The organism is Aquisphaera insulae, assembly GCF_011064615.1.
Lineage (GTDB): Bacteria > Planctomycetota > Planctomycetia > Isosphaerales > Isosphaeraceae > Aquisphaera > Aquisphaera insulae.
The window spans coordinates 13,810-40,295 of sequence record NZ_JAALJH010000084.1 but is presented as its reverse complement, the minus strand read 5'-3'; the positions used below and the strand labels follow the sequence as shown (position 1 = coordinate 40,295).

Genomic DNA, 26,486 nt, shown 5'->3' with positions numbered 1-26,486 from the left:
TCGTCCCAAGGTTCAGGCCGCCGACGCGTTCGGCCGGTCCGAGCCACTGTTTGTGACTCGTCCCGGCCGTTGTTTCGTGGCCCTTTTGTGCTTGGGACAGGGGTAATACTAACCGAGAATACTCGCAGGTCAACACCCTGCTCCGGAATTTCGCGTGATATGCTTGGAGTTGGCCGACCCAGGGACCAGGGGCCAGCCAGGGATGGATGATTCGTCGGGGTGACGGATCGTCGGTGCGGAGGGAGTCACACGTCATGGCGGTAGCGACGGCCGAGACGACCCGGGCCGACTGGGTCTCCACCATGCTCTTCGACCGCGGATACCTGGCGAGGATCCGGGGCGAGGGGATCAAGGTCTACCTGGCGATCATCGAGGCCGCGGACGGGCGGTCGGATTGCAGCGTGACCATCAGCCTCAATCGGCTCATGTCCCGGACGGGGCTCTCCTGCCCCGCCGTCCTCGACGGCCTCGGCCGGCTCGAGGCGCTGGGGCTGGTCGTCTCCACGACCCGCCAGCGCGGGAAGGTGAAGACCTACTACATCCCCGGGCCGCCGGACGGCCCGGCGGACTGAGCGCCCGCCTCCGGCCTTCTTTATCTTCCAGGCGCCTCATCCCGACTCGGGGCCGCGAGGCCCCGTCCGTCTCCCCAGCAAGGTAGCCCAGGCGATGGCGTCGTACTTCTTCCGGGTCGAGCACGACCTGCTCCGCTCCGAGGCGTTCAAGTCGATCGGCGGGTCGGCCATCAAGGTCTACCTGGTGATCGGCCTCTACTCCGACTTCGGCACGGACTGGGCCTATCCGAGCATCCGCACGATCGCCCGCCAGGCGGGGCTCTCGCGCCAGACCGTGATCACGGCGATCGAGGACCTGACCCGGGCCGGCGTGCTGGCCGCCAGCCGGTCGAAGGGGCGATCCACCGCCTACAAGATCCTCCGTCAGCCGGCGCCGGCCGAGCGGCCCACCGGCAAGCGGGGTGAAAAACCTGATAACCCGTCCAGGAAGAAGGGCAAAACCGGTCCAGAATTCTTAGATCTAGGGGCGGAAACCGGTCCAATTTTCTTAGATGAGCCCTCGCTGGCCGGTCCAGAACCTGGACCGGTGGAGGCCCGGACGGTGGGCCGGGGTGGCCGGGACGTTCGGCCCGAACAAGAACCAGCTTCGAAAACCGACGAGACAACCACCATCCCGATCCCGGGGACGCCGTTCCGGATGACGGCCGAGGGGCGGCTCCTTGTTGCTGTTGATTTGCAGGAACTGCTGACGGACCAGGGAATCCCGAAGAACCTCGCCGGCAAGCTCGTCGCCCAGAAGGATCCCGAGGCCGTGGCCAAGGTCCTGCTGAATGCCCTCTACCTCCAGAGCCAGGGCAAGCTCCAGAACGGCGCCGGCTACATCCGGGCGGGGATCGAGGACGGCTACGACCTCCTTCCCCAGGTGGCCACCCGCCTGGAAGGGCGGCGGCGGGAGCTCGAATCGCAGCTCCGGGCCCTCGAAACGCGGCACCAGAAGTCGATGCAGGCCGAGGCGAAGGCGTCCGAGGAGGCCGCGATCGCCTACGTCCTGGAGCAGCTCGGCCCCGAGGAGGTCGAGCGGCTGACCGCCCGGGCGATCTCCCTCCTGCCCGAGCCCCTCGTCCGCCGCAATCCCACCCTCTCCAATCCCTTCGTCCGGGGCAAGGTGTATGAGCTCGCCTGCGGCGAGCCGGTGGAGTGAGCGTCCCGGGACGCTGAGATCACCGCAAGTCGTTGCGGGCGAACGTCTTTCTCGGGCGTGTCGAGCGGAGCGGAGATCCCCCGGATCGCCGTCCCCTTGCGGCCAGGATCCGCATCGAGCTCCCCTGCCCCGGATGCGATCGCCTCATCTGCGTCCGGGTGCATGACCCGGCGGCCGCGGTGCGCCCTCGCCGCGTTTGCCCTATCCCCTTATGGGCGATGTCATTTTGGCGGGTGCCGTTGTGGCAGTATGACATTGCGTTTGCGGGACGACAATCCCCTGAATTCCCCGGGGGATCGAGGGCTCCTCGGCCAGCCTATTGCGTATAAGGGGCAACGATCCCCGGGGCGGCATCCCGCGGATTCGACGGCCTTCGCATGACCAGGAGGTCGCGGACCTGCCCCAGGAGCCGGCCCTCGGTCCGCGCCCGCCGGACCTGCTGCGGGAGGTAGGCCCCGTCCATCGGGCAACTGATCCGACGCTCAGGCAGGAACCCGGCGCGGAGCGAGGCGGCATAGCTTATAAAGGCGTGATCCAGGTAGCCGTGGCCCGCGGGGAGGTCCTTCTCTGTCTGCGAGGCCAGGAGGATGGCGAAGCAGCCGCCTGGGTGGAGGGTGGCGAACGCCCGGCGGGCCAGCTCCTCCAGGAACTCGATCCAGCCCGAGAGCGGCAGCGCGGCGACACTCCCCTCGGGGTAAGAGCGTGCGAGCATGCTGTGGTAAGGAGGGTCGCAGAAGATCAGGTCCGCGCCGGCGGCTTCCGGGGGGAAGCCGTGGCGGATGTCGTGGCGGCGGATGTCGTGGCGGGTGGGTTCCAGGTCGTAGGCGAGGCAGCGCCGGCCCATGGACTCGCAGACGTCCAGGGTGGTTCCGCCGCCGGCCATGGGGTCGACGACCAGGCCGCCGACGGGGCTGAAGTAGTGGAGGGCGTGGGCGATGATGGCGGGGGGGATGGAGCCGGGATGGGGGATGCCGAAGGCCCGATCGTGGCGGAAGGCCCAGACGTCGTAAGGTGTTGGACGAAAATCGGTTGTGAACCGATCGCGGCGCCGCAGGTCCTTGTAGGCCGCGTGGATGGTCTTGGTCCCGGCGTCGAGCTGCTCGATCCCGCTCCCGGCCCGGACGTCTCCCTCCCGGGCGGCCCGCCAGATGGCGCGGGCCTGGCGGTAGACGTCCTTGCCTCCGATCCCCAGCCGTTCCGCGATCGCCGCGTCGGTCCGGCCCGCCTCCCCTGTCCTGCCCTTACCTCCGCTCTGATCGTCGGAATTCCGACGATCGGGGAATGGGGCCTCTTCGGGCGATCCGGCCTCGGTGCGATCGGGACGACGCAGGTTGTCTAGACTTCGCTGCTTCGCCCGGCGGGCGACGATTTCCTCGAGGACGTCGGCCTCGCGCATCCGCTGGCTGAATGACTTGGTGCGGTAGCGGTTGAATTCGAGGATGAGGTGCTGGCGGGCGGTCTCGGAGCGGACGGGGCGGATCTCGCAGGGGACCTGCTCGAGTTTGAGTTCCATGGCGCAGGTCCAGCGGCGGTGGCCGGAGAGGATCTCCCAGCGGTTGCTGGCGGCGGGGGTGACGACCAGGGGGACGAGGATCCCCTGCTCTCGGATGCTCTCGAGGAGGTCGTCGGATTCGGCGGCGGGGTCGCCGTAGATGGACCGGCTGATCTCGCTGGGGATGAGGTCGCGAGGGTCGATCGGGCGGATGGGCGGGTGGAGTTCGTGGACCTGCGTGGGGGGATGATCCCGTGCCGGGGACCTGGCGGCGGAAGCGTGCATGGTGGAACGTCCTTGTTCGATCGGGGCCCGTGAGCGAGTCGGCCGCAGGGCGCGCGGGAGGTTAGCGGAATCCTCCGAGCCTGTCGAGGAGGGATTATCGGGGTGGGTGCCACGGCGCCACGGGTCGTCCTCTCGAAACGGCCCATGGGGTCCTGGCTTGCCTCGAAATCAGGATCGCCCCCGTTGTCATCCCCCGCGCCGACCGCCTGGCCGCACGGTTCCGGGAGCTGGGCCTCGAGCCCGGGTGAGGCCGCGGAGCGGGCCGTCGGGCCGGCCGCGGGGCCAGGTTGGGGTGGACCCGCGGGGCGTTCTGTTGCAGAATCCCGGCCTCATCTCGACTCAGTCCCGCCCGCCCCGTGTTCGACGGGACCGGGAGCGGCGTGATAGGTCCACGATCGGAACCCCATCGGACAGGGAGGTCCGCGGTGTCCACCCTTCGATTCGACCCGTCCGGCCCCGTCCCGCCCGCGCCGGCGTCGCGGGACGGCCGGGATTTCCTGTCCGTGGTGGTGCCGGCCCGGAACGAAGGGCCCGGCCTGCCCCGGCTCGTGGACGAGATCGTCGGGGCGCTGAGGCCGCTTCGCCGCGGGCGGTCCGGGTCCGGTGTGCCGCGGCTCCGGGGCTTCGAGATCCTGGTCGTCGATGACGGCTCGACCGACGCGACCGCGGCGATCCTCGAGGACCTGGCGGCGACCGTCGCCGAGCTCCGTCCCCTGATCCTGGCGAGGAACGTCGGCCAGTCGGCGGCCACCGCCGCGGGCTTCCACGCCGCGGGGGGGGACTGGGTCGCCACCCTGGACGCGGACTTGCAGAACGACCCGGCGGACCTGGCCGCGCTTTGGGAGGCCTTGCCGGGCCATGACGCGGTGCTCGGCTGGCGGGCCCGCCGCGCCGACACCTGGTCGCGGCGGGCGATCAGCCGCGCGGCCAACGCGGTCCGGAACGCGATCCTCGGCCAGTCGATCCGGGACACCGGGTGCTCGATGCGGATCTTCCGCCGCGAGCAGGCGCTCCGGATGCCCGCCTTCCACGGGGTCCACCGGTTTTACGGGCCGCTCCTGATCCGCGAGGGATGCCGGGTCCTCCAGGTGCCCGTGAACCATCGGCCCCGGGCCCACGGCCGCTCCCATTACAACTTCCGGAACCGATCGCTGAGGGTCGTGGTGGACCTCCTCGGAGTCGCCTGGCTGATGCGCAGGCCGCTCCGGTACGAGGTGATGGGGCGGCCCGGGCGGATCGGGCGGGCCGGCGCCTTCGTCGCGGCCGAGTCGATGTCGGAGGGGGGCTGAGCCATGTCGCGGGGGGCGATCTTGCTGGCGGTCGGGTTCGTCGGTCAGGCGATGTTCACCGCCCGGTTCGCGGTGCAGTGGCTGGCCTCGGAGCGTCGGGGAGACTCCGTGGTGCCGGTGGCCTTCTGGTGGCTGAGCCTGGCGGGGGGGGCGACCCTGCTCGGCTACGCGATCGGCCGCCGCGAGCCGGTCTTCGCCGTCGGCCAGGCGATGGGGCTGGTCGTCTACGTCCGGAACCTGATGCTGCTGGGCGAGTCGCGACGCCGGCCGTCTCGGGCCTCGGCCCATTCGGGCCCGCACCCGACCCGGGCGGGTGTCAGGGAGCCGTCGGGGCCGCGGTGAAAGGGGAGAAGTCCTGCGCCGAGGGTGGCTGCCCCTGGCGCCAGGTCAGGACGCCGCCGGCGGGGACGTTCATTCGGGTCTCGGCCGAGCCGTCGGGCCAGCGGATTTCGATGCGATCGACGAAGGATGCCGGGCCCAGGCCGAGATGGATGCGGCGGTCATGGGTGGAGACATAGCTGCCGCCGCCGTCGAGGGAACGGACCAGCGTCCTGCCGCCGACCCGGGCCTCGATCCGGGCGCCCGGGGCGTCACGGGCCTTGCCGCGGCCGCGGAGATCCAGGAGGAGGGAATGCCCGGCCGACGCCGTCTCGTTCCAGAGGATGACGCCGGGGGCGTAGTGGTGGACGATGACGAGGTCGATGTCGCCGTCTCCGTCGATGTCGCCGGCGGCGAGGCCACGGCCGAGGTGGAGGCCTTGGAAGTAAGGGCCGGCGGTCTTCGAGACGTCGTCGAACCGCCCCCCTACGCCGGAGTTCCGCCAGATGATCGGGGGGTTCTCGTAGGGGAAGGTCTGGGCGGGCTCGGGGCGGATATGGCCGTTGGTCAGGGCGAGGTCGAGCAGCCCATCCTGGTCGAAGTCGGCCAGGGCGATCCCCCAGCCGGTCAGGGCCTGGGTGGCCATGACCAGGCCGGAGGCCTCGGTGCGGTCCTCGAAGAATGTCGAGCCGTCGCCCAGCCTCCCCTGCCGCCAGAGCGTGGCATGCTCGCCGAAGAAATGGGAGATGATCACGTCCTGGAGCCCGTCCCCGTCGCAATCCCCGCGGGCGATCCCCATGTTGGCCTCGACCTGCCCGCTGCCGTTGACGGCGATGCCCCAGGCGGGGGCCACATCGACGAAGGTCCCGTCGTGGCTGTTCCGCCACAGGGTATTGGGCTCGGCGTCGTTGGCGACGAGGATGTCGACCCAGCCGTCGTCGTCGAAATCCGCGGCCAGGCAGCCCATGCCCCGCCCCCGCCCCGCGACGCCGGCCTTCGCGGTGACGTCGGCGAACGTGCCGTCGCCGTTGTTGCGGTAGAGGACGTCCGGCAGGCCGACGAACTCCCGGGGCATCCCATGGCGCGGGGCCCCGGTCTTCGGGTCGCGGCTGAAGGGGGCGGCCGCGGGCTCGAAGGCGAAGTAGTTGGCGACGAATAGGTCGAGGTCGCCGTCGCGGTCGTAGTCCAGGAACGCGGCGCCCAGGCTCCAGAGGGGGCAATCGACGCCGGCCGTTTTGGCGACGTCGGTGAACCGGCCGCCGTCGTTCCGCCAGAGCGTGTTGCGGCCGTAGCGGGTGACGTAGAGGTCGGTGTCGCCGTCGCCGTCATAATCGGCCGCGGCGACCCCCTGGCCGTAAGCCTTCGGCGTCAGGCCCACCCGCGCCGAGACGTCCTCGAACCGACCGTCGCCCAGGTTCCGTAGGAGGGTGTCCGCCGGCCGCTCCCGGTCCCTGCCGGGCGCCAGCGGCCCCCCCTGGGCGAAGAAGAGGTCGGGGCGGCCGTCGCCGTCGAAATCGAGGATGGCGCAGCCGCCGCCGGTCGTCTCGCTGGGCCAGGCATTCCCCGTCTCGCCGCGGTCGTAGCGGAAAGGGATCTCCTGGGCGCGGAAGACCAGCGGAGGCCGGGCCGGCGGGGCCCCCGTCCGCTCCGCCGCAGATCCCGTCGGGTGCGAGCCCTCGGCAGGCGCTGAGCCCCGACCGGCGGGATCGACGCGGTGGCAACCCGTGCACGCGATCAGGCCCGCCCAGGAGGAAACCAGGCCTGCGATCCGAATCGCCCCGCCCCACCTGCCTCGTGTCACGATCCGCCTCCGATGACCACCGGCACAGCTTCCCAGTCCAGGACGACCGCGGACGGCACCCGCGCCCGCGGCGGCGAGCGGAGGAAGGCCGGCAGGGCGTACGAATCCCAGGTCCGGGCGGCCGCGAACGCGTCCATGGCGTTGATAGAGTCCTGGTGGTCCACCGAGCTTCGATTGACGGGTGGCCCGGCGTTTCCGCCGGTCGTCAATTCGACCTGCATCCCCCGGTCGACGCCCGGATTTGCCCGTGGATCGAAGCTCGACGACGCCCCGATGAAACGGGGGCGATCATGAATAGGAGGAGGGGCGGTCGCTGCGGCGTGGAGCCCGGATCGGGCTGGCTCGACGGCTCCGGTCTTCATCGCCGAACCCGATCGATGAAGAACGGCTCGCAGATGGCCGATGACTTGTGGAAGCATACGATTCCGGTCAGTTCGTGCGTGTCGATTTTCTCGAGCAGAATCCGCAAGTATATTGCATTCAGATTCACCGACGCTAGGATGGCGGTCTTGGGTCGTTTCTTCGTCGCAATCACTGGTCCCACGGGATCATGCGTCTGGGCAGTGAATGCGGTCGATGGATCTCCGATTGCATTCTCGCGTGTGTGTCGATACCTGCCGGAAGCCCCGTACTCACACGAGTTCTCGGCTTTCGGGTGGTGGGCCCACGACATGCAAGTGATTGAACGGAGTGGGCCGTAGGGCCCATGCCACCAAGACTGCCGAGAGGAGATCGAGGATCGATTCCTTGATAAGCGTCCTTCATTTTCATCTTCCGTCGAGCATGTCGCAGGAGAGAAGATCCATCATGAAGTTCCTCATGGGTGTGTTGGGCGTCGGTCTACTCGGCTTTTGCATGCTGGGGCTGGCGGGCTGCAGCGAGGACAACGAGGCGGCCATCAAGGAGCAGGCGGCGAACGTGAAGGATACGGGCCCCCCGGCGAATGCGCCGCCGCCGGCCAAGACGATGGAGGAGTATCGCACTCGGAACCCGGGTTTCGGGGGCGTGCAATCGGGCGGGGCCAAGGCCAAGCCCGCCGAGAAGCCCAAGCAGTGATCCACACCAGGCGGGGCGAAGGCTCCCGCCTGGGGGTTGGCCGGGCTCCCGGCCCGGCTGATGTGTTCGGATCGAGTTGACCCGGAGATATTTTCTTGTTTGGCGAGGCCCCGATCGACCCGATCGCGCCGGCGATCGACGACCGCGGGCCTTCGATTCCGGGCAGCCCGATCGTTCGATTTCGATCCTCTTTATTTTCATTCTTTCTAGAGGAGTTGACATGAGGCCAAGAGAGCGTGGGTTCACGCTGATTGAGCTGCTGGTGGTGATCGCGATCATCGCGGTCCTCATCGCCTTGCTGCTGCCGGCCGTGCAGTCGGCGCGCGAGGCGGCCCGTCGTGCCCAGTGCACCAACAACCTGAAGCAGCTCGGGTTGGCGATGCACAACTACGTCAGTGCCAACGAGGCGCTGCCGCCGGTCTCCGTGGACAACCAGCGGTTTTCCAACGGCTCGGACATCCCGGGGATGGGGCGTCAGAACTGGTCGCAGCACGCGCGGCTGCTTCCGTACATGGAGCAGGGGACGCTGTACAACGCCATCAACTGGAACTTCGGCGCCCGCTGGGACGACGGCAATAACGGCTACTACCCCAAGGACCCGGTAGGTAATCCCCCCGACGATGGCGCCGCCATGGGCGGCATGGCGATCCCGCAGATGACCGTGCTGGTCACGATGATCAACTCGTTCCTCTGCCCGTCGGACACCAACCCGGGCGGGTCGGGCAAGATGGTCGTCAACGGGACGTCCAAGCTCGTCGGCACGTTCAATTACCCGGTCAACATCGGCCTGAACCGGCGGATTACCGGCGGCGTGGCCGACTCGAGCTGGAAGCTCACCGGCCCCAATTACGTCGCCAGCAACTGGGACAATGCCGTCAACACCACCACCAACCTGACGACATTCCAGGACGGCACCAGCAACACCGTGATCTTCAGCGAGTGGATCAAGGGGCAGGCCGTGGGAACCGGCTCCTCGAAGAATGGCCTGCTGGAGGTGTACAACCTCGGCCAGAATTCAAACTACGTCACGTCCGACTACAAGTTCAAGCAGATCTGCGATGCGGTGCCGATCACCAACGCCAACCAGAACTGGCAATGGAAGGGCGAATGGTGGGGCTTCGGCGGGACGACGATCTACTCGCACACGCAGACGCCCAACCGGACGTCTTGCGCGTACGGCGACGTTGGTCAGGACGGCCGCGGCACCATCACCATGATCGCGGCGAGCTCGAACCACCCCGGCGGGGTGAACACGCTGTTCATGGACGGGTCGGTGCGGTTCATCAAGAGCTCGATCAACTACCAGAGCTGGTACGCGGTCGCCACGCCGGACGGCGGCGAGGTGCTCAGCGCCGACAGCCTCTGATGGGGTGCGGTCGATCCGACCGCATCCGATCCAGCCCGACCGAGAACGGCCCAAGGCCTTCTCCCAGGTAGTCCCCGAGAAGCCCCCGCCGGTCGACCGGCGGGGGCTTCTCTCCATTCCGATTCCGCACACGATCCGGGCGACGAATGAGTCAGCACCTACATCCCACCTCATCGAGGGGCCCGGCCCGAAGGCGGGGACTCTTCCTTGCGAGCCTGCTACTGCTGGTGGGGCTCCTGGCCGTCACCGCCTGGAACCTGACCCGGTCGGAGGCGCTGCAGGTGGCCCGGCGTGCCTATGCGCGGGGCGAGCTGACCGCCGCCCTCCGCGCCGCCCTGGATCACCTGGACCGTCGCCCCTGGAGCCGCGAGGCCGCGAGGGTGGCGGCGGCATGCCTGAGCCGGCTCGACTTCGCCGAGGCCGCCGAGGGCTACTACGCGCGGGCCGGCACGCTCGACCTCAACGACCTTCAGATCCGCGCCTACGGCCTGGTGCGAGGCAACCATCGGGCGAAGGCGATCCGGGCGTATGAGCAGATCCTGGAACGCTGGCCGGGGAACGTGACGGCCCTGCGGCGGCTGGCGGCCGTGCAATTCAGCGAGAATAACATCCCCCAGCTCCTGGGGCTGGCCGATCGGCTGATCAAGATCCCCGGCGGGGCCCCGATCGGCCACACCCTCCGCGGGGCCGTCGCCCACGTCGAGCGGGACCGCGAGATCGCGGTCGCCGCCTTCGATCACGTCCTCGAGGTCGACCCGGAGCTGAAGCTCATGCCGCTGCCCCGTCGCGAGTTCTGGAGCTTCTATGCCGCCGACCTGATCAAGGTCGGGCGCAGCGAGGACGCCGAACGCTACCTGAAGCGGGCGCTGGAAGAGTCTCCCGATGCCGAGCTGATGAACACGCTGGGGCGGGCCTACCTCCAGCAGGGGCGGCTCGACGAGGCGGAGCGGTGCTTCAAGGAGGCGGCCGAATGGGACCGGAAGGATGCGACGGCCCTCTTCAATCTGGGCAAGATCGACCTGATGCGGAAGCACTTCGAATCGGCCCGTGACCATCTGGAGCAGGCCCACCGCCGCGAGCCCCAGCGGATCGACGTGCTCCACGACCTCTCCAGGGCCCATCGCCTGCTGGGGCAGACGGCCGAGTCGGCCCGCGTCGATCGCGAGATCGAGGCGGCCGGCGATCGCGCGAAGAGAGTGCGGAAGGACAAGGATCCCTGGCCGCGGTATGCGCTCTGATCGAGCGAAGTGAGGCCGCAAGATGGCCGATGGGTACGGCCCGGGTGAGGCGATATCGATGAGCGCACGTGCCGGCGTTCCGATCCGGTCGATCCTGGTGGGCCTGCTGGTCCTCGCCGTCGCCGGGGCACTCGCCCTCTGGCGCGGGCGGGGCTCCGCTCCGAGCCTGGTGGAGATCTGCTCCCTCGCACGGCAGCGGGACTTCGACCGCGCCGAGGGCCTCCTCTCAAACTACCTGCGGGTGCATCCCGACGACTCGAGGGGGCATCTGCTCATGGCGCAGTTCTCCATGGACCGGCCCGATCCGAGGCCGGAGGTCGCCCTGGAGCACCTCGGCCGGATCCGCCCGAGGACGCATCCGGAGGAGGCCCTGATCCGCTTCTCCGAGGGCAAAGCCCGCTACCAACTAAAGGAGTACGCCGCCGCCGAGGGACTCTGGAAGCGGGCCCTGGAGCTGGACCCGCGCGTGCCCGAGGCCGGCTGGGCGCTGCTGGACCTGCTCGACTTCGAGGGCCGGGTCAAGGAGGCACACGAACTGGGGATGAGGCTGTTCGAGCACGAGCCCGATCCCCGCGACCGGGTGCGGCTGCTCCTGGAGATGGTCCGGATCGACGTCGACCGGATCGCCCCCGGCTCCCAGGTCCAGACGTTCGAGCCGTCCTGGAAGCAGGATCCGTCGAACCTGCCGCTGGGGGTGGCCGTGGGGCTCGCCCTGGTGCGTGACAGCCAGGCGGAGCGCGGGCTGGAGGTGCTCCGCGAGGTGCTGGAGCGTCACCCCGACTCGGCCGAGGCCTGGGACGGCTGGCTGACCGGCCTGGTCGAAGGCTACCGGCCGGAGCGGCTCGACGAGGAGTTGCGCCGGCTCCCCGGGGCGCTCCGCGGGGATCCGCGGTTTGCCAAGTTCGAGGGGGCGGTGGCGGAGGGCCATCGCGACTGGCCCCGGGCCATGGCGGCGTATCGTCGCGCCTACGACCTCGAGCCTTACGACGCGGCCCTGCTCTACCGGCTGCGGATGTCCTACAGGGCGCTCGGCGAGGGCGAGCAGGTCCGCCGCGCCGACGAGCGACTCGGCGACCACAAGCAGGCGGTCAAGGACGTGTCCGCGGTCCGCACGGAGGCCCTGGCCTTGCCCACGCTCGGCCTCACGCCGCACGTGGATCTCTACCATCGGTTGGCCTCCCTGCGCGAGCGGGTGGGTCGATTTGATGAGGCGCGCGCCTGGCATCGGCTGGTGCTCCGCGACGCCCCGGGCGACGCCACCAGCCTTGCCGCCCTTCAGCGACTCAAGTAACATCAGGATGACAGGGACAGATGTCACGGGGCGTGCAACGGGACCCCCTCTCCTCGACGTAGCAGCCATGATCACCGAAGCGCCCCAGGACGCCAGGCCGACGCGCATCCCCGACGAGACGCCGGCGACGGTTGGCCGTGGCGCAACTCGTCCCCGCCCCTCGCGGTCGGTGCCCGTCCTCATGGCCCTGTGTGCCGCGCTGATCGCCTTCAATGCCTGGTGGTACTGGCGCGATACGCGAGACGTCGCGAGCACGGCGGCGATCGAGGCGATGATGAATCGCCAGCAATACGCCCGGGCCGAATCCTCCCTCCGCGAGCGCCTCCGGCGGTCTTCCCGGGATGTGGAGGCACGGCTCCTGCTGGCCCGGACCCTGGGAGCCGGGGGGGACACCATCGGCTGCGCCCGGCAGCTCCACGAGGTCCCGGCCTGGTCGCCCGAGAAGCCCGAGGCGGTCTTCCGCGAGGGGCAGTCCTACCTCATGGCCGACCGGGCCAAGGACGCCGAGGCCTGCTGGCTGGGCCTGGTCGAGGACGATCCGCTGCATCCCACCCCGCCGGAGATCCTGGGGGCCGCCAGCCAGCAGCTCCTTGGCCTGTATGCGACGGAGAACCGCTGGGAGGACGCGGCCCGGGTCATCTGGGAGACCTACGACCGGGCCGGCCCCGACGACCGCCTGGCGCTGCTGAGCATGCGCGTCAAGAGCGAGCTGGAGCGCATCGCGCCGGAGGCGGCGATGCCGATCCTGGAGCGCTATGTTGCCGCCGATCCGACGGACTGGGAGGCGCTCCGCGCCCGGGCTCGCGCCGAGATCGCCCTGGGCCGCAAGGAGGATGCCGAGCGGGACTTCCGGGCCTGCATCGCCGGGCGGCCCGAGGATGCCAGGGCCTGGCGCGATTACCTCTCCATGCTCCACGACCTGGGCGACGAGGCCGCGTGGGCCGCGCTCCTGGCCAAGGTGCCGGCGTCCGCCGCGGACGAGCCGGAGATCTGGAGGTTCCGGGGCCTGGCGAAGGAGAAGGTTGGCGACTGGGCCGGCGCGGCCGCGGACTACCGCAAGGCGCTGGAGTTGAACCCCTACGTGATGGCCTCTCAGTATCGGCTGGCGATGATGGAGGAACGGCAGGGCGACCGCACCGCCGCCGCCGAGCACCGCAAGGCGGCCGACAGCCTGCGAGAGGCCCGCGGTGCCCTCCGCGTGGCCTTCGGCCAGATGCTCATCGCCCAGGAGGCGGCGGAGAAGAACCAGCAAAGCACCCCCGACCTGCCGACAGCGATGAGGCGCCTGGGGGCGATCTGCGGGACGCTCGGATTCGGCCGCTTGCAGGAAGCCTTCAACATGCTCGCGGACCGATCCTGAGGCGGGGGATGGGGCCATGTCGGTCGCCGCGAGGCCGATGGCGAGCCGGTCGCCGGGGACTGGCCCTCGTCCCCTCGCCGGGCGACAATGAAGCGGACGATCCGCGGCCGGTGATGTCGGCGGAGAGGCCCCGCGGCTCCGGTCGGGGGATCGATGGCGAGGAGGGCGGCGATGCGCGACGTGAACCGGGCCATCCGTGGCTTGCTGGTGCTGACCCTGCTCGTCGTCCTGGCGGCCGGGATCTCCTACGTGCTCCTGGCCACCGCGACCCCCAACGATGGTCGGGTCGCGAGTCGCCGGCCCGCCGCGGCACCTTCCATCGCCGACGCCCGCAAGGCTCCGGACCGCCCGCAGGCCGCCGGACGCAGGCCCTGGAACCTGAGGCCCGACGGCACCCCGCAACTATACGGCGAGGGCTGGTTCGACGACAGCGGCTACTTCTTCGGCGTCCGCTTCACCGACGAGGAATCGGACCAGACGTCGCTGCCGGCGATCCGCGCCAACGTGAGCGGCCGGGCCCGCCGTGGGGTCGAATACCTGCGGACGGTCCTGGCCCAGGTGCCGTCGAGCGACCCCGACGCCGCGCTCCAGGTCACGCAGCTCCACCTGGCGATCGGCGGCCTGCATATGTACGAGGGGAAGTTCGACGAGGCCATGAAGGAGTTCGAGGCCGCCCGCGACTTGGAGCCCGATCGCAGCGACCTGATGCGGGCCAACTACGAGGCCCTGCTGGGCGTCGCCTCCCTCCGCCGCGGCGAGGTGGACAACTGCGTGGCCTGCCGCCAGGAGGAGAGCTGCATTTTCCCCCTGGCCGCCAGCGTCATCCACAGGCGTCCCGCCGGCTCCCGCGCCGCGATGGAGCACTTCGCCGCCTACCTGAAGGCCCGGCCCGAAGACCTGGGCGTCCGCTGGCTCTACAGCGTCGCCGCGATGACCCTGGGCGAGTACCCCGACGCCGTCCCGCCGTCTCTCCGGATCGCGCCGGAGCCGGCCGGGCCGGTCGGTGTCGTCCCTCGCTTCGCCAACGTCGGGCCCGCGGCGGGGCTGGATCCCCACGAGAACATGGCCGGCGGCACCATCACCGATGACTTCGACGGCGACGGCCGTATCGACGTGTTCACCTCCACGTCCGACCCGGACGAGGGATGCCACCTCTTCCTCAACAAGGGCGACGGCCATTTCGAGGAGCGCCTCGACGCCGGCCTCGAGGACCAGGTCGCCGCGCTGAACTGCAACCAGGCCGACTTCGACAACGACGGCGACCTCGACGTGATCCTGATGCGGGGCGGCTGGGAGAAGCCGTTCCGCCTCTCGCTCCTGCGCAACGACGGGAAGGGCCGCTTCGCCGACGTGACCCTCGCCAGCGGCCTTGGGACGCCGATCGCCTGCCAGTCCGTGGCCTGGGGCGACTACGACGGCGACGGCCGCCTCGACTTCTTCGCCTGCGGCGAATACGTGTCCGGCGCGGGGGCCGCCGCCGCCGGCTCCTACAGCTACCAGGGCAGCGCGGACGCCCGCAACTACTGCCGGCTCTACCGCAACAACGGCGACGGCACGTTCACCGACGTCGCCGACTCCGCCGGCGTCCGCAACGAGCGCCGGGCCAAGGGCGCCGCCTGGGGCGACTACGACGGCGACGGCCACCTCGACCTCTACGTCTCGAACGCCGGCTCGGAGAACCGGCTCTACCGCAACAACGGCGACGGCACGTTCACCGACGTCGCCAGGGCGCTGGGCGTCGCCGAGCCGATCCGCAGCTTCTCCTGCTGGTTCTGGGACTACGACAACGACGGCCGCCTGGACATCTACGTCACCGGCTTCGGCGCCTCGCTCTCCGACATCGTCGCCAGCCGCCTCGGCCAGCAGGGCGGCGGCGAGCGGCCCCGCCTCTACCGCAACGAGGGCCCCGCCGGCTTCCGCGACGTGTCCGCGGAGGCCGCCCTCGACCGCGTCTGGGTGGTCATGGGCTCCAACTTCGGCGACATCGACAACGACGGATACCTCGATGCCTACCTCGGCACCGGCCAGCCGGCGTGCTTCTACGTCGTGCCCAACGTGTTGCTCCGCAACGCCGGGGGGGCCCGCTTCGAGGACGTGACGGCGGCGAGCGGCACGGGCCACCTCCAGAAGGGCCACGGGATCTCCATGGCCGACTGGGACGCCGACGGCGACCTGGACATCTTCCTGGGGGCCGGCGGGGCGACGCCCGGCGACAAGGCGCACAACGTGCTCTTCCAGAACCCCGGCAACGGCAACCACTGGCTCAACGTGAAGCTGGTGGGCACTCGCGCCAATCGGGCGGCCATCGGGGCCGAGGTCCGGGCCGAGGTCCGCGGGCCCGACGGCAAGCCGTCGACGCGCCTCCGGCTCATCGGCAACGGATCGAGCTTCGGCGGCAACAGCCTGGAAACGCTCATCGGCCTGGGCCCCGCGAAGTCGGTGGACGCGCTGGAGATCCGCTGGCCCGGCACCGGCACCCGCCAGACCTTCCGCGACGTGCCGGCGGACCGCGCCATCGAGATCACCGAGGGCAAGGACCAGTACCGGGTCGTCGAGCGGGCCAGGATCCCACCCCCCGCGGCACCCTGACCCAGGCGATGCGACAATCCCCGACGGGCCGACGACCACGCCCGCAGGCGGACCGACGGCCCGGCCAACTCCATCCGCTCCCCGGCCGGCGCGACCGGGGGCGAGCCGCGGGAGCCGTGAGACGCCCGGCCGAGGACACGCGGATATCGATCTCCCCTCGCCGCGTGGCGTGGTGTGGTTGCGGCGAGATCTCTCCCCCTCTCGCCGCGAGTGGGCCATGGGGTTGCTGCGGAGGAGCGAGGCGACCCCACGGCCTACGGGCCTTCGCTCCCGGCGCCAGCAGTGGTAGGGGCCGTGCGGCGCGTTTATGATGGCCAGGCGATCTGACCACCGAAGTGCCCGCCGATCTCCCGGCCGGGCCCCGATCATCCTGGAGCGGTGAGACGAATGGACGGCTCGGAGCAAGACCCCGTCGCGATGATGGCCGAGCTGGCGCGGAGCATGAAGCCGGAGCGACGGGCACGGTTCCTCGACGCGGCCTGCGGCGGCAACCCGACGATGCGAGCCGCCGTCGAGGCTCGGCTGTCCAGCCCTCCTCCTCCCGCCGACCCCGCCGCGGCCGTCCCGGACGACGCGACGCTCCCCGACGGGATGATGATCCAGCCGTCTCCCCCGGCCGAGCCGGCCGAGCCCGCGACCGAAACCGATCCCCCCGCCGGGTCCGACTTCCTGGACAGCCTGGCACTCGAGGCCGTCTCGGGCACCCCCGATCCGCCGGCCGGCGAGGCCCGGGACGATGACGAGCCGGAAGCGACGGACCCCACGATCCTCGCCTATTGCGCCACCAGGAAGCTCGACATCGAGGCCCGGCTCCGGATCGTCGAGACCCTCTGCCGGGCGCTCGACCAGGACCATCGCCGCGGCCGGATCCGCGGCGGCCTCGCCCCCCATGATGTCCGAGTTGCCGCCGACGGCACGCCCCGGTTCGCATCGAAGGCGAAGGCGAAGGCGAGCGAGGACTCGGACGGCGACCTCCGCTACGCCAGCCCGGAGCAGGTCCTCGGCGAGCCGGCCACGACGGCCACCGACGTCTACGGCCTGGGCATGGTCCTCTACGAGGTCCTCACCGGGCGCTATCCGTACCGCCTCAAGGAGGGCGAGGCCGACTCAGGGGCCATCGCCCGGGCCGTCGCCGAGGAGGCGCCGGAGCGGCCCAGCCGGGCGGCGCCGGCGGCGATCCGCGGCCACCTGGACGAGGATCTCGATTCGGTGGTGCTGCACGCCCTCCAGAAGGAGCCGGCGCACCGCTATTCCACGGCCGGGCCGCTCGCCGACGACATCGACCGCTTCCTCCGCGGCCGGCCGGTGACCGCCGTCCCCGAGGGCCGGCTGGCTCGCGTCAAGCGGCTGGTCCGACGGCATCCCGCGGCGGTCTTCGGCGCGGCCCTGCTGACGCTGGCGACCCTGCTCGGGCTGGCCGCGGCCCTCGTGGCCCTCGAGCGGTCGCGACGCGCCCAGGGGCGGGCCGAGGCCGCCGCCCGCGCGGCCCGCGCGACGATCGAGGAGCAATTCGCCCGCGTCGAGGCCGAGCCCGCCCTCGGCGTCCCGGAGCTTCGCCCGGCGCGGGCGGCCCTGCTCGGGTCGCTCCTGCACTATTACGAGGCGGGGGTCGCCCAGGGCGAGGCGATTCGCGAGCGCGCCGGCGGCGCGGACCCACAGGCCGCCGAAGACGCGGCCCGGGCCCGGCTGCGGGTCGCCCAGATCCACCGGATGCTCGGCGTCAACGACGTGGCGGCCTGGCAGTACGAGCAGGCCCAGGAGGCCTACGAGCGGCTCATCGCCGCCCGGCCGGGGCACTCGTCATTCCAGGAGGACCTGATCCAGGTCCTCTCCGAGCTCGGCGAGCTCCTGATCCCCCGCGCCGACCGTCGCGAGCAGGCCCGCCAGGTCCTGGAGCGAGCCCGGACCCTGCTCGAGTCCGACGCCGCGCCGCGGTTCGTCGGGCCGCCCCGGAGCCGGGCCCTCGGCAAGGTCGTCGCCGCGATCGCCACCCTGGAAACCGTCGACAATCACCTCGGCCCGGCGCGCACCGCCTGGCGGAAGGCGATCTCGATCGCCGCCGGCCTGGCCGCGACCAAGGCTCCCCGCGTGGACGACCGCGCCGACCTCGCGACCGCCGAGATGGGCCTCGGCCGTTCGCTCGTCGCCTCGCCGGAGACGGCCGAGGACGGGCTGGCCTCGATCCGCAAGGGCCTGAAAGGGCGCGAGGACCTGGTGAAAACTCACCCCGCGCGCATCGACCAGCTCGAGCAGCTCGCCGTCGAGCAGAGTGAGCTGGCCGCCATGCTCCAGTCGATGGGCCAGGTCGACCCGGCGATCGAGGCGGCGTCGCGGGCGGCGGCGACCTTCGAACAGCTCGATCGCCGATTCCCCGCCACCACCCCCTACCAGTCCGGGCTCTACCTCGTCTATGACCTGCTCACCCGGCTTCAGAACAGGAAGGGGGAGATCGCGCAGGCCCTCGTGCACGCCAACCAGGCCCGGTCCGTGCTCGAGGCGCTGGCCGCGCGCAACCGCGAGGAGCGGATGTTCTCGATCGACCTCTCCCGATGCCATAACTTCATCGGCAGGCTCCTCCGCCAGGAAGGCAAGTACCCGGAGGCGCTGGCGTCCTTCCAGCACGCCGTCGATGTGCTCGAGAGCCTCACCCCGCTGGACGCGGCGAACGGCTACCAGCTCGCGGTGAACCTCGCCCTCTGCGTCCCCCTCTTCGGCGTCCCGGAAGGGGGCAATGCGGAGATCCTCGACGACGACCCCAAACTCTCACCGGCCGATCGCCTCCGCCGCAAGCTCTACGGCGACCGCGCCCTCACCGCCCTGGAGCGGGCCGCCGAGGGGAAAGAAAAGGCCGTGACCGCGGAGGCCCTCAAGGCCGATTCCGACCTCGACTCCCTCCGCGCCCGGCCCGCCTTCCAGGCCCTCATCAAGAAGCTCGAAGCCCCCCCGGCTGGATGAGGGAGAACCCTCTCCTCATCCCCTCTCTCTATTATCTCTCCCTTCTCTCCCTTCTCCCCCCCCTCCCCTCCTCCTAAGTCCGTCTCCGTGCCTCTGTGCCTCTGTGGTTAGTCCGTCCCCGAATTAGATCGCCCCCACGGGCATCAGCAGCTCCTCCTCCACGGCCTCCGTCGTCTCCGCCGGCTCGTCCCGGGGTTCCTCGATCGACTCCCTGAGCCTCTGCTGGGTCGGGTCGCCCATGGCTTCGGGCCAGATGTGGAATCCCCCCTTCCAGGTCGGCGGGATCTCCCAGAGCCCCCAGATGCCCTTCCCCTCGTTGTAGCCGTGATAGTGGACGTCGTGCTTGCCGATGTACCGCTTGGACCACCAGCACTGGCCGTCCTCGACCTGGTACTTGCCCTTGATGAGGAAGGGGCCGATCCGGTCGCGGCCCTCGCCGGTCATCACCCCCTGGCGGAAGGTGAGCTGGAGCTCCATCGTGTGCTTGCCCGGGGAATGCGACATCAGGAAGAACCCGCACCAGGGCCCGGAAGGGAACCGCGAATCGGTCTCCACCAGGGGCTCGGGCTCGGGGCGATTGTTGTGGGTCTCGGATCGGGACATCATCACCGGCCTCGTGGCTCTCTCGATCGAAAAGGAGGAAGCGGCTGGTTGGACCTGGACGGGGGATCACATTTCGATCGGGCCCGTGTGGATCACGTCAAGGTCCGCCAACCGCCGGAACGGCCCTGAACTCAAGCAATCCTCGGGCGGGTCTTGCAAGATACTATACGCAGATTGCCGGCCGAAAAACGCGGGAAAAGCCGCCTCGTCGGAAATCCGCCGGATGGTCCTCCGGCGGCCGGTTATCATGAGGCAATCCCCGGGCCGGAAGGGCCGGGCGGGGGCTGCGAACCGAATCCGCCCGGCCCGGGTCTGGCCAGACGGCAGGGAGCGCCAGGATGAGCCTGACGCCGGGTCGCCTTGTCGCGAGATAGTCAGGATCGGCAGAGATGCAGGGTTGGATTCACTGGAAACGCGGGATTCGCGGCGAGCTCGGGCCGATGCTCGCCCTCGCGGGGCCGGTCGTCCTGGCCGAGCTCGGCTGGATGTCCATGGGCATCGTCGACACCATGTTCGTGGGTCGACTCGGGGCCGAGGCCATCGGCGCCGTCAGCCTGGGCAACGCGCTTTTCTTCGCGGTCTCGATCTTCGGCATCGGCCTGCTCCTCGGGCTCGATACCCTGGTCTCGCAATCTTATGGGGCGAAGCGGCTGGACGAATGCCATTTATGGCTAATTCAGTCCGTTTATTTTGTCTTGTTGATCGGTCCGGCGGTGATGCTGCTGCTGTTCGGGTGTGAGTCGCTGCTGGCCCGGATCGGGGCGCATCCGGCGGTCCTGGCCGGGGCCCTGCCGTTCCTGCGGGCGACGACCTGGGGGACCGTGCCGCTCTTCCTCTACGCGGCCTTCCGGCGGTATCTCCAGGGGATGGGGCTGGTCCGGCCGGTGATGTTCGCGATCCTGAGCGCCAACCTGATCAACGTGCTGGGCGACTGGCTGCTGATCGACGGCCGCCTCGGGTTCCCGGCGATGGGGGTGGCCGGGTCGGGCTGGGCGACGACGATCTCGCGAATCTACATGGCGGGGACTCTGATCGCCTATGCGGCCTATCATGGCTGGAGCCGTCGGACGGGCCTGTTCGCGGTCTCGTTCCGGCCCCAGGCCGAGCGGCTCTGGCGGCTGGTGGTGCTGGGGGTGCCGGCGGCGATCCATGCGACGCTCGAGGTGGGCGTCTTCGCCGCGGCGACGATGCTGGCCGGGACGCTCGAGCCGGCGGCCCTGGCGGCGCACCACATCGTGCTGGACGTGGCGAGCGTGACGTTCATGATCCCGCTGGGCCTGGCGTCGGCCGGTGCCGTGCGGGTGGGCCAGGCGCTCGGCCGGGGCGAGCCGGCGGCGGCGGGCCGGGCCGGCTGGACGGCCCTGGTCCTGGGGGCGAGCTTCATGGCGGCGTCCGGGACCTTGATGGCGCTGGTGCCTGGCGTGCTCGCCTCGCTCTTCACCACGGACTCGGCCGTGATCGGCCGGGCCTCGACGCTGATGCTGGTCGCCGCGGCCTTCCAGCTCTTCGACGGCCTGCAGGGGGTTTCCACCGGGACGATGCGAGGCGCCGGCGATACCCACACGCCGATGGTGGCCAACCTGATCGCCCACTGGGTGATCGGCCTGCCGCTGGGCTATCTCCTCGGCTTCATCTTCGGCTACGGCATCGTCGGCCTCTGGATCGGCCTGGCGATGGGCCTGGGCGCCTCCGGCCTCTACCTCCTCCGCGCCTGGTGGCGACGGGCGGGGGCCCTCGCCCGCGAGGGTCACGAGGCGCAGGCCGCGGCAACGGCGGCGTGAGCGACCCGCTTGAAAGAGCCCGCGTCCCGACCCCTCAAGGCCCTGAAGAACGCCCCCGACCCGGCCGTCCGCGCCCCGGCCCGGCGCCCGGGCGGATGGATGACCGGTGGCCTCGCATCGCGCGCGGAGCCCTCACTGGAACGTGCCGAGCCTGCGGCCCTCGGCCTCGTTCCCGAGATCGACGCTCATCCGGCCCTCGTCGGTGTCGTTGTAGAAGCCCGACGAGCGGCTCGGCGTGTGCCCCGTCTTGGGCTCCTCGCGGATGAACTTCTCGACCGCCTGGATGATGCTCGGGTCGACCGTGCAATTCTCGTTCGTGACCAGGGTCTGCTTCCAGATGTTATACGAGCAGCCGTGCGTCCAGTCGTGGTCGCCCCATTCCCGGTGGACCTTGACGGCGCAGATGACGTCCTCGGCGGCCACCTCCTTGGTGGCCAGCTCCTGGGCATAGAGCGGCCAGAGCCCGGAATTCTCGACGTAAGTCTCGATGATCTGCGGGTTGTCCGCGGGCGACTTCTTGTAGATGATCTCGTTCTGACGGATCGCGGCGTGGGCCGCATAGAGCCGCCGGATGGCCTCCAGCCCCTCCAGCGACTGCCTGGTATGGGTGTCGTGATAGTTGCGGACATACAGGGCATAGACCCACGTCTCCGGCGGGCAATTCACCGAATACCGGCTCAGCTTCGGCGGGAACAAGATGGCCATCGAGAACCGGGGCGTCACGCAGACGGCCGAAGGCGACTCGATGTCCGTGACCGTGGGCAGGAGGGCGACGTGGCAATCCTCCGAATAGATCTGCTTGAGGTCCTTGACGCCCTCGGCGGTCGCGATGTTCAGATTCCCATATTTTCGGAGCGCCTCCGCCTTGGTGTAGACGACCTGTCGCGATAGGTCCATCTGGTTGTAATAGGGCGCATGCCGCTTGGCGATGTAGACCGCCATGTAGCCCGTCTTCGGTGAGGTGATCTCCGCCTGCGGGGCCTTACTCCGGAATCCTCTCCGGAAGAGGACCTCCGGATCCCGATTCAGGGCCTCATCCCCGATGTCGCCGCGGAAGCAGATGCGCCCCCGCCCCTGGCCCGCATGGTTGATCGCCCCATGAGTCGGCATGATCTCAACCCCATCTGGCCTATCGGCCCGGTGAAGACCTTCATCGCGCGAGGTTTCCCGTCCCGATCTTCGGGAGGACGGGCGCGGTCGTCCCGTGCGGCCGCGCCCGCGGTCGATCCTCAAAGGTGCCGGGACGTCCCGAGCCCTACCGCCCGTATGTCCCCCTTCGAAGATCGCGGCGGGTCTTACTTCACTCGAACCGGAGTGGGTTTGCAATCGATCGGCACAAGATCCAGCGGCCTCATCCTCGCACCCCTCCCGAGGTCGGGGTGGCATGGCCGGATCGTCATCGAAGGGCAAAGGGGGAAGGATCTCAGAGGGGCGTGGACGGCGCTTCTCGCCGTCGGAAATCGCGTTCGTAACGGCCTCTGCACGCCCTGGCGGACGTCGGAATGGGAGGTCACGCCCACGGACCGTTGATGCCAGGGAGCGATCCGGCGTTCCGAGATCACCGGCTGCCAGCTGGTGGCATAGAGATCGGAGATCTTCTGGTAGGACCGGCGCCCCGAGGCCCGGATGTCCCGGAGCCGCGTGATCGCCGAGCGCCGATGGGACCGCCGCGTGAACCTCTCCTGGCCGGGGACCTATGATGGCGAATCGACCCCGCAGCGCTGATCGCCGTGGATCGACGTTCGATCCTCTCTGGATCCCCGGATTATGCTCAACCGAACCTTGATCCTCGTGCTGAAAGCGGTGGGCTACATCCTGTATGCTCCCTTCTGGCTCATCGAGGAAGCCACCGGCCAGGGCCGATGGTACAGGCGGCAGAAGCGGAGGATGGTCGAGGAGCGGCCCCCGCTGACGGATGCGGAGTATCTCCGCGCCCTGGATGCCTCCGAGGAGGACGCGCCGATCTGTCTGGCGATCCGGCGCTGCCTTTCGGAATCGATCGGCGTCCCGGCCGAAGCGATCCGCCCCGAGGATCGCATGGTGGATCTTTGGCGGATGCAATGGATAGGACCGGACCTGATGGATCTCATCTTCCGCCTGGAACGATCGCTGGGTCGGAAGATCCCCATGACTGCCGCCAGGGAGGAGATGGGTCGGACGCGGCCCGAAGAATTCGGCCCGTTCGCGGCCTGCATCGTCCGCGGCCTGCGAACGCCGCCCGGGACGAATTGAAGGGAGGATCGCGGGGGTGCCATCCTGTTCGCCGTCGCGAGCTCACTTCCGGCCGGCGAGGAGTCGTCGGGCTTCCTTCTGGAGATCCTTCGGGACGTAGTATCGGACCCTTTCGGCGGGGACCTCGGTCACGGCCCTCAGCCGCTCGAGTCGCTTCGAGACCTCGACCGGCTTGTCCGAATCCTCGACAAGGATCCGGATGGCGTTCTTGACGCTCTGCTCGTCGTCCTCCTTCTCGGGGAAGTACGGCTGGTTATACTTCGCCTTCACCCTGTCCTCGAGGCAATACATCTCAGGCGGGTCGTACTCCGCCCGGGATCCGACGAGCTCCATCAGGGCCGCCTTGCACCCTTCGTAATCCGGCGCCAGGGAGCCCCTGAAAGCAGGTGCCTCGACCATCGCGAACCGTTGCCGTCCCAGGAACCTTCGGGCCAGGTCGCTCAAGGAATGGTCGGGATGGCCCGTCCAGTTCTGGATCTGCTGGAGGACGGTGAACTCCTCCATCGCCAGGTACTGGCGGGCGGACGGCTCGCCCGCGCTCCAGAATTCCCCGATCGCGGGGACGAGCAGGACGTCGGTCCCATCCTCGTGGAGTCGCCTCGCCCTTCCCCACATCGCCTCGAGGAGCTTCTCGAATCCCCGAGTTGTCTTGTGGAGATAGACGTTGTGATACATGTAGAACCGGGCGTAGATGAACTCCTCGATGGCCAACTGGCTCTTCTCGGCCCAGACGACGTCCTTGCTCGAGTCGCCCGACTCGTAGATTTCGAAGGTGTTGAGCAGCCGATACCAGTCGAAATGTCCGTAGCCGGCACCCGTGAAGAGGCTATCTCGCCGCAGGTAGTCGAGCCGGTCCATGTCGAGCTGGCTGGAGAGGAGATACTTCTGCCAGGCCGGGTGGTCCTGGTTGTCGGCATCGATGAGGTCGGCGACCGTCCGAGGGAGGGAACGATCAACCTGCTTCAGGACCTTGTGGACGGTCGTCTCATCGTCGAGCACGACCGCCCTGGACCAGACCTCGTGGTCGATGCCGAGGCAGGGTTCGAAGAGGTGCGAGAACGGTCCGTGTCCGACGTCATGGACGAGTGCGGCCGCCAGCATCGGCTCGCGACCTCGGTTGATATCGGCACTCTTGTGGATCTGACGAAGGCGCTGGATCGCCTGCTGCATCAGGTGAACGACGCCCAGGCTGTGCGCCAGCCGGTTATGGTCCGCTCCGGGATAGGTCAGGTAACTGACCCCAAGCTGGTGGATCCGCCGCAGCCGCTGGACCTCGGGGCTATCGAGGAGCTCGAGGAGCCAACCGTCCTCATCGGCGTCGATGCTGATGTAATTGTACAGGGGATCGCGGAAGATCTTCGACTTCGAGGACATCTCCGCCCCCGGTCACGCGACGACTCTCCGAGCCAGTACGTCGGCTCGCTTGACAGCCGGGCTCCCCTCCGTCAGGCCTTTGAACTGGCGCATCTTCTCCACGGCCGAGGGCCAGTCGTGGCCCTGTTGTCGGAAGAAGATGATCGTGGCGGCAAATTCCAGATCCTTCAGATCTTCCTCTAGGAGCCACCGCTTCCCCGACAGGACCGCATCGAGGGCGGCCGACAGGCCTCGGCCCGCGGACGCCTCGAGCTCGGTCAGGCTGTGGCGTGCGACCTCCGACAGGCTGTAGGAATATTGCTGACCGATGCCGTTGGACTTCGTCGTCTCGGTCAACAAGCCCGCCTGGACCATCTCATCGGTCAGGCGAGCGACATCCTGCGAGTACGGGCCATAATGGTGGAGCGCATAACTGGCGCCCAGAGGACAACCTGCGACCTGCAGCAGGTAAATCACCTTCTGCATCCGCTTGCGGGTCTCGAGTATCCCAGCCCAGTCCACGACCTTGGCAAGCTGGTAGCGGTTCATCCGGCACCTCCTGCCGATCAGAGCGGCCCACAAGCGAGAGAGATTACCCAGGCCGCAATAGATCCGTGATAGACAGGAGTATAGCATCCGGTCCTCTTGCGTCAACGGAGCTCTGCCGATCATGGAGCCCGTTTCCCCATAGCCAGGATGATCTTCGGCCCGTCGCCATGATGGGCCGGGCGGTGGGACAGGACCTGGGTTTCGGACGAATCGATTCGAGGCGGACGATCGGAGGTAACTCGTGAGCTTCGACCTCTTCTACGTGCCGTGCCGGTTCGGGACCGAGGCCGTCGAGAAGGCGAACCCGTTCACCGGCGAGGTGAAGGTCGTCCTGCCCAACCTGCCGCTGAGCATTCATGATCGTGACGCGGTCCGGGACGTCATCGACCGCGCCGGCGGCGTCGTGTCCGATGGGTTCGAGAGTTACCTCGTCCAGTTCCGCGATGGAGGCGTGGCCGAGATCTTCAGCCGCAGCAAGCTGGAGACCGGATGCATGGTCGCGATCCGCCGGGGGCTGACCACCGAGCTCTTGCGGTTCCTCTTCGATCTGCTGGGGGCCGCGGACTGGATCCTGTTGCCGGCGATGGAGGGCAACCCGGCGATGACCGCCCTGCCGGGCCGCGCGGCCGCCTTCGACCGTTTCCCGGAGGTCGTCTGCCATTCGGCGGAAGAGCTCGGCGCCGTGCTGATCTGGGGATTCGAGGGCTGGAGGCAATACAGGGATCGGGTCGTGGACCTGAATAGCCGGCCGGCCACGCCTCTCGCATCGCGGGGAGGGGTTTCTACCACGGATGGCACGGATCACACGGATGGGAACCTCGGACCGAACCGGGAACATCAACCTGAATGACCCCTACCCTCCTGAATCCCATCCATGTCCCTGCCCTCTCTGTTTCTATCCGCGGTATACGCGTCATCCATGGTAGAACCGGTATTGTGATCATCGTTCCAGGGTTTTTCCTCGTCAGCGTGAAACTGGCGGCGGACTTGAGCGGATCTTATTGAATAGCTGATCGTGCCGTGTCGTTCGCGGTGCGCCGGCGCGCTCCTTGACAATCCGGCCTCGGATTTCGGGATTCACCACGCCGGCCCGCGCAGGGACGATGCGGGCCGGCGGGGGGATGACCGACCACGGATGACGCGGATAACACGGATGGAAGACGGGGAGATCCGGAATGGGAATGGGGGGATGAGTTGGGTATGGGACGAGATGCG

Annotated in this window: 21 protein-coding genes; 14 read left to right on the top strand and 7 right to left on the bottom strand. The window is 69.0% G+C overall.

Translation table 11 applies throughout. The annotated features are described in order from the left end of the window. Nucleotides 1-254 precede the first annotated feature (254 nt). Complete coding sequence (locus G6O54_RS29820; RefSeq protein WP_165231938.1) at nt 255-572, top strand: hypothetical protein; 318 nt, start codon at nt 255-257, stop codon at nt 570-572. Between the two features lie 94 nt (nt 573-666). Beyond that, nucleotides 667-1,713 (top strand): helix-turn-helix domain-containing protein, encoded by a 1,047-nt coding sequence (locus G6O54_RS29815; protein WP_165231935.1) that lies wholly within the window; start codon nt 667-669, stop codon nt 1,711-1,713. A 316-nt stretch (nt 1,714-2,029) separates the two neighbouring features. On the opposite strand, the gene G6O54_RS29810 is transcribed toward G6O54_RS29815, so the two are convergent. Continuing rightward, nucleotides 2,030-3,490, bottom strand: coding sequence for a DNA methyltransferase (locus G6O54_RS29810; protein WP_165231932.1), 1,461 nt, complete (start codon nt 3,488-3,490; stop codon nt 2,030-2,032). 425 nt (nt 3,491-3,915) lie between these two features. Between G6O54_RS29810 and G6O54_RS29805 the strand changes: the two genes are divergently transcribed. Together G6O54_RS29805 and G6O54_RS29800 are read left to right on the top strand one after the other, a co-directional pair. Continuing rightward, complete coding sequence (locus G6O54_RS29805) at nt 3,916-4,779, top strand: glycosyltransferase family 2 protein (RefSeq protein WP_165231929.1); 864 nt, start codon at nt 3,916-3,918, stop codon at nt 4,777-4,779. 3 nt (nt 4,780-4,782) lie between these two features. Further along, a complete protein-coding gene (locus G6O54_RS29800) occupies nt 4,783-5,121 on the top strand; it encodes a lipid-A-disaccharide synthase N-terminal domain-containing protein (protein WP_165231926.1) in 339 nt (112 codons plus the stop codon). On the opposite strand, the gene G6O54_RS29795 is transcribed toward G6O54_RS29800, so the two are convergent. Both G6O54_RS29795 and G6O54_RS29790 read right to left on the bottom strand, forming a co-directional pair. Then, nucleotides 5,096-6,898, bottom strand: coding sequence for a CRTAC1 family protein (locus G6O54_RS29795; RefSeq protein WP_165231923.1), 1,803 nt, complete (start codon nt 6,896-6,898; stop codon nt 5,096-5,098). The two genes, G6O54_RS29800 and G6O54_RS29795, sit on opposite strands and share 26 nt — an antisense overlap. Next, nucleotides 6,895-7,107 (bottom strand): hypothetical protein, encoded by a 213-nt coding sequence (locus G6O54_RS29790; protein ID WP_165231920.1) that lies wholly within the window; start codon nt 7,105-7,107, stop codon nt 6,895-6,897. Before G6O54_RS29790 ends, G6O54_RS29795 begins: the two co-directional genes overlap by 4 nt. A 598-nt stretch (nt 7,108-7,705) precedes the next feature. On the opposite strand from G6O54_RS29790, the gene G6O54_RS29785 reads away from it, so the two are divergent. From G6O54_RS29785 to G6O54_RS38600, 7 genes are all read left to right on the top strand, one after another. Then, a complete protein-coding gene (locus G6O54_RS29785; RefSeq protein WP_165231917.1) occupies nt 7,706-7,954 on the top strand; it encodes a hypothetical protein in 249 nt (82 codons plus the stop codon). Nucleotides 7,955-8,174: 220 nt separating this feature from the next. After that, nucleotides 8,175-9,320 (top strand): DUF1559 family PulG-like putative transporter, encoded by a 1,146-nt coding sequence (locus G6O54_RS29780; protein ID WP_165231914.1) that lies wholly within the window; start codon nt 8,175-8,177, stop codon nt 9,318-9,320. Between the two features lie 146 nt (nt 9,321-9,466). Further along, nucleotides 9,467-10,558, top strand: a complete 1,092-nt coding sequence (locus G6O54_RS29775) for a tetratricopeptide repeat protein (RefSeq protein WP_165231911.1) — start codon at nt 9,467-9,469, stop codon at nt 10,556-10,558. Between the two features lie 58 nt (nt 10,559-10,616). Then, nucleotides 10,617-11,849, top strand: a complete 1,233-nt coding sequence (locus tag G6O54_RS29770; RefSeq protein WP_165231908.1) for a tetratricopeptide repeat protein — start codon at nt 10,617-10,619, stop codon at nt 11,847-11,849. Nucleotides 11,850-11,916: 67 nt separating this feature from the next. Next, complete coding sequence (locus tag G6O54_RS29765) at nt 11,917-13,209, top strand: tetratricopeptide repeat protein (RefSeq protein WP_165231906.1); 1,293 nt, start codon at nt 11,917-11,919, stop codon at nt 13,207-13,209. Between the two features lie 171 nt (nt 13,210-13,380). Beyond that, nucleotides 13,381-15,798 (top strand): CRTAC1 family protein, encoded by a 2,418-nt coding sequence (locus G6O54_RS29760; RefSeq protein WP_165231903.1) that lies wholly within the window; start codon nt 13,381-13,383, stop codon nt 15,796-15,798. A 387-nt stretch (nt 15,799-16,185) separates the two neighbouring features. Beyond that, nucleotides 16,186-18,753: a protein kinase domain-containing protein gene (locus G6O54_RS38600; protein ID WP_165231900.1), complete on the top strand. Its 2,568-nt coding sequence runs from the start codon at nt 16,186-16,188 to the stop codon at nt 18,751-18,753. A 123-nt stretch (nt 18,754-18,876) separates the two neighbouring features. On the opposite strand, the gene G6O54_RS29750 is transcribed toward G6O54_RS38600, so the two are convergent. Beyond that, on the bottom strand, nt 18,877-19,359 hold the full coding sequence (locus G6O54_RS29750) for a hypothetical protein (protein ID WP_165231897.1): 483 nt from the start codon (nt 19,357-19,359) through the stop codon (nt 18,877-18,879). Between the two features lie 386 nt (nt 19,360-19,745). Between G6O54_RS29750 and G6O54_RS29745 the strand changes: the two genes are divergently transcribed. Further along, nucleotides 19,746-21,137: an MATE family efflux transporter gene (locus G6O54_RS29745; protein WP_165231894.1), complete on the top strand. Its 1,392-nt coding sequence runs from the start codon at nt 19,746-19,748 to the stop codon at nt 21,135-21,137. A gap of 132 nt (nt 21,138-21,269) precedes the next feature. Here G6O54_RS29745 and G6O54_RS29740 read toward each other — a convergent pair whose 3' ends face one another. Beyond that, the gene (locus tag G6O54_RS29740; RefSeq protein WP_165231891.1) at nt 21,270-22,247 is read right to left on the bottom strand and encodes a hypothetical protein; all 978 of its coding nucleotides are present in this window, start codon (nt 22,245-22,247) and stop codon (nt 21,270-21,272) included. A 657-nt stretch (nt 22,248-22,904) separates the two neighbouring features. Between G6O54_RS29740 and G6O54_RS29735 the strand changes: the two genes are divergently transcribed. Then, nucleotides 22,905-23,369, top strand: a complete 465-nt coding sequence (locus tag G6O54_RS29735; protein ID WP_165231888.1) for an acyl carrier protein — start codon at nt 22,905-22,907, stop codon at nt 23,367-23,369. Between the two features lie 42 nt (nt 23,370-23,411). On the opposite strand, the gene G6O54_RS29730 is transcribed toward G6O54_RS29735, so the two are convergent. Both G6O54_RS29730 and G6O54_RS29725 read right to left on the bottom strand, forming a co-directional pair. After that, nucleotides 23,412-24,743 carry an HD domain-containing protein gene (locus G6O54_RS29730; protein ID WP_165231885.1) on the bottom strand — a complete coding sequence of 444 codons (1,332 nt, stop codon included), beginning with the start codon at nt 24,741-24,743 and terminating at the stop codon, nt 23,412-23,414. Nucleotides 24,744-24,755: 12 nt separating this feature from the next. After that, nucleotides 24,756-25,271 (bottom strand): hypothetical protein, encoded by a 516-nt coding sequence (locus G6O54_RS29725; protein ID WP_165231882.1) that lies wholly within the window; start codon nt 25,269-25,271, stop codon nt 24,756-24,758. A gap of 241 nt (nt 25,272-25,512) precedes the next feature. On the opposite strand from G6O54_RS29725, the gene G6O54_RS29720 reads away from it, so the two are divergent. Next, nucleotides 25,513-26,121, top strand: a complete 609-nt coding sequence (locus tag G6O54_RS29720) for a hypothetical protein (RefSeq protein ID WP_165231879.1) — start codon at nt 25,513-25,515, stop codon at nt 26,119-26,121. The last annotated feature ends 365 nt before the right edge of the window (nt 26,122-26,486 follow it).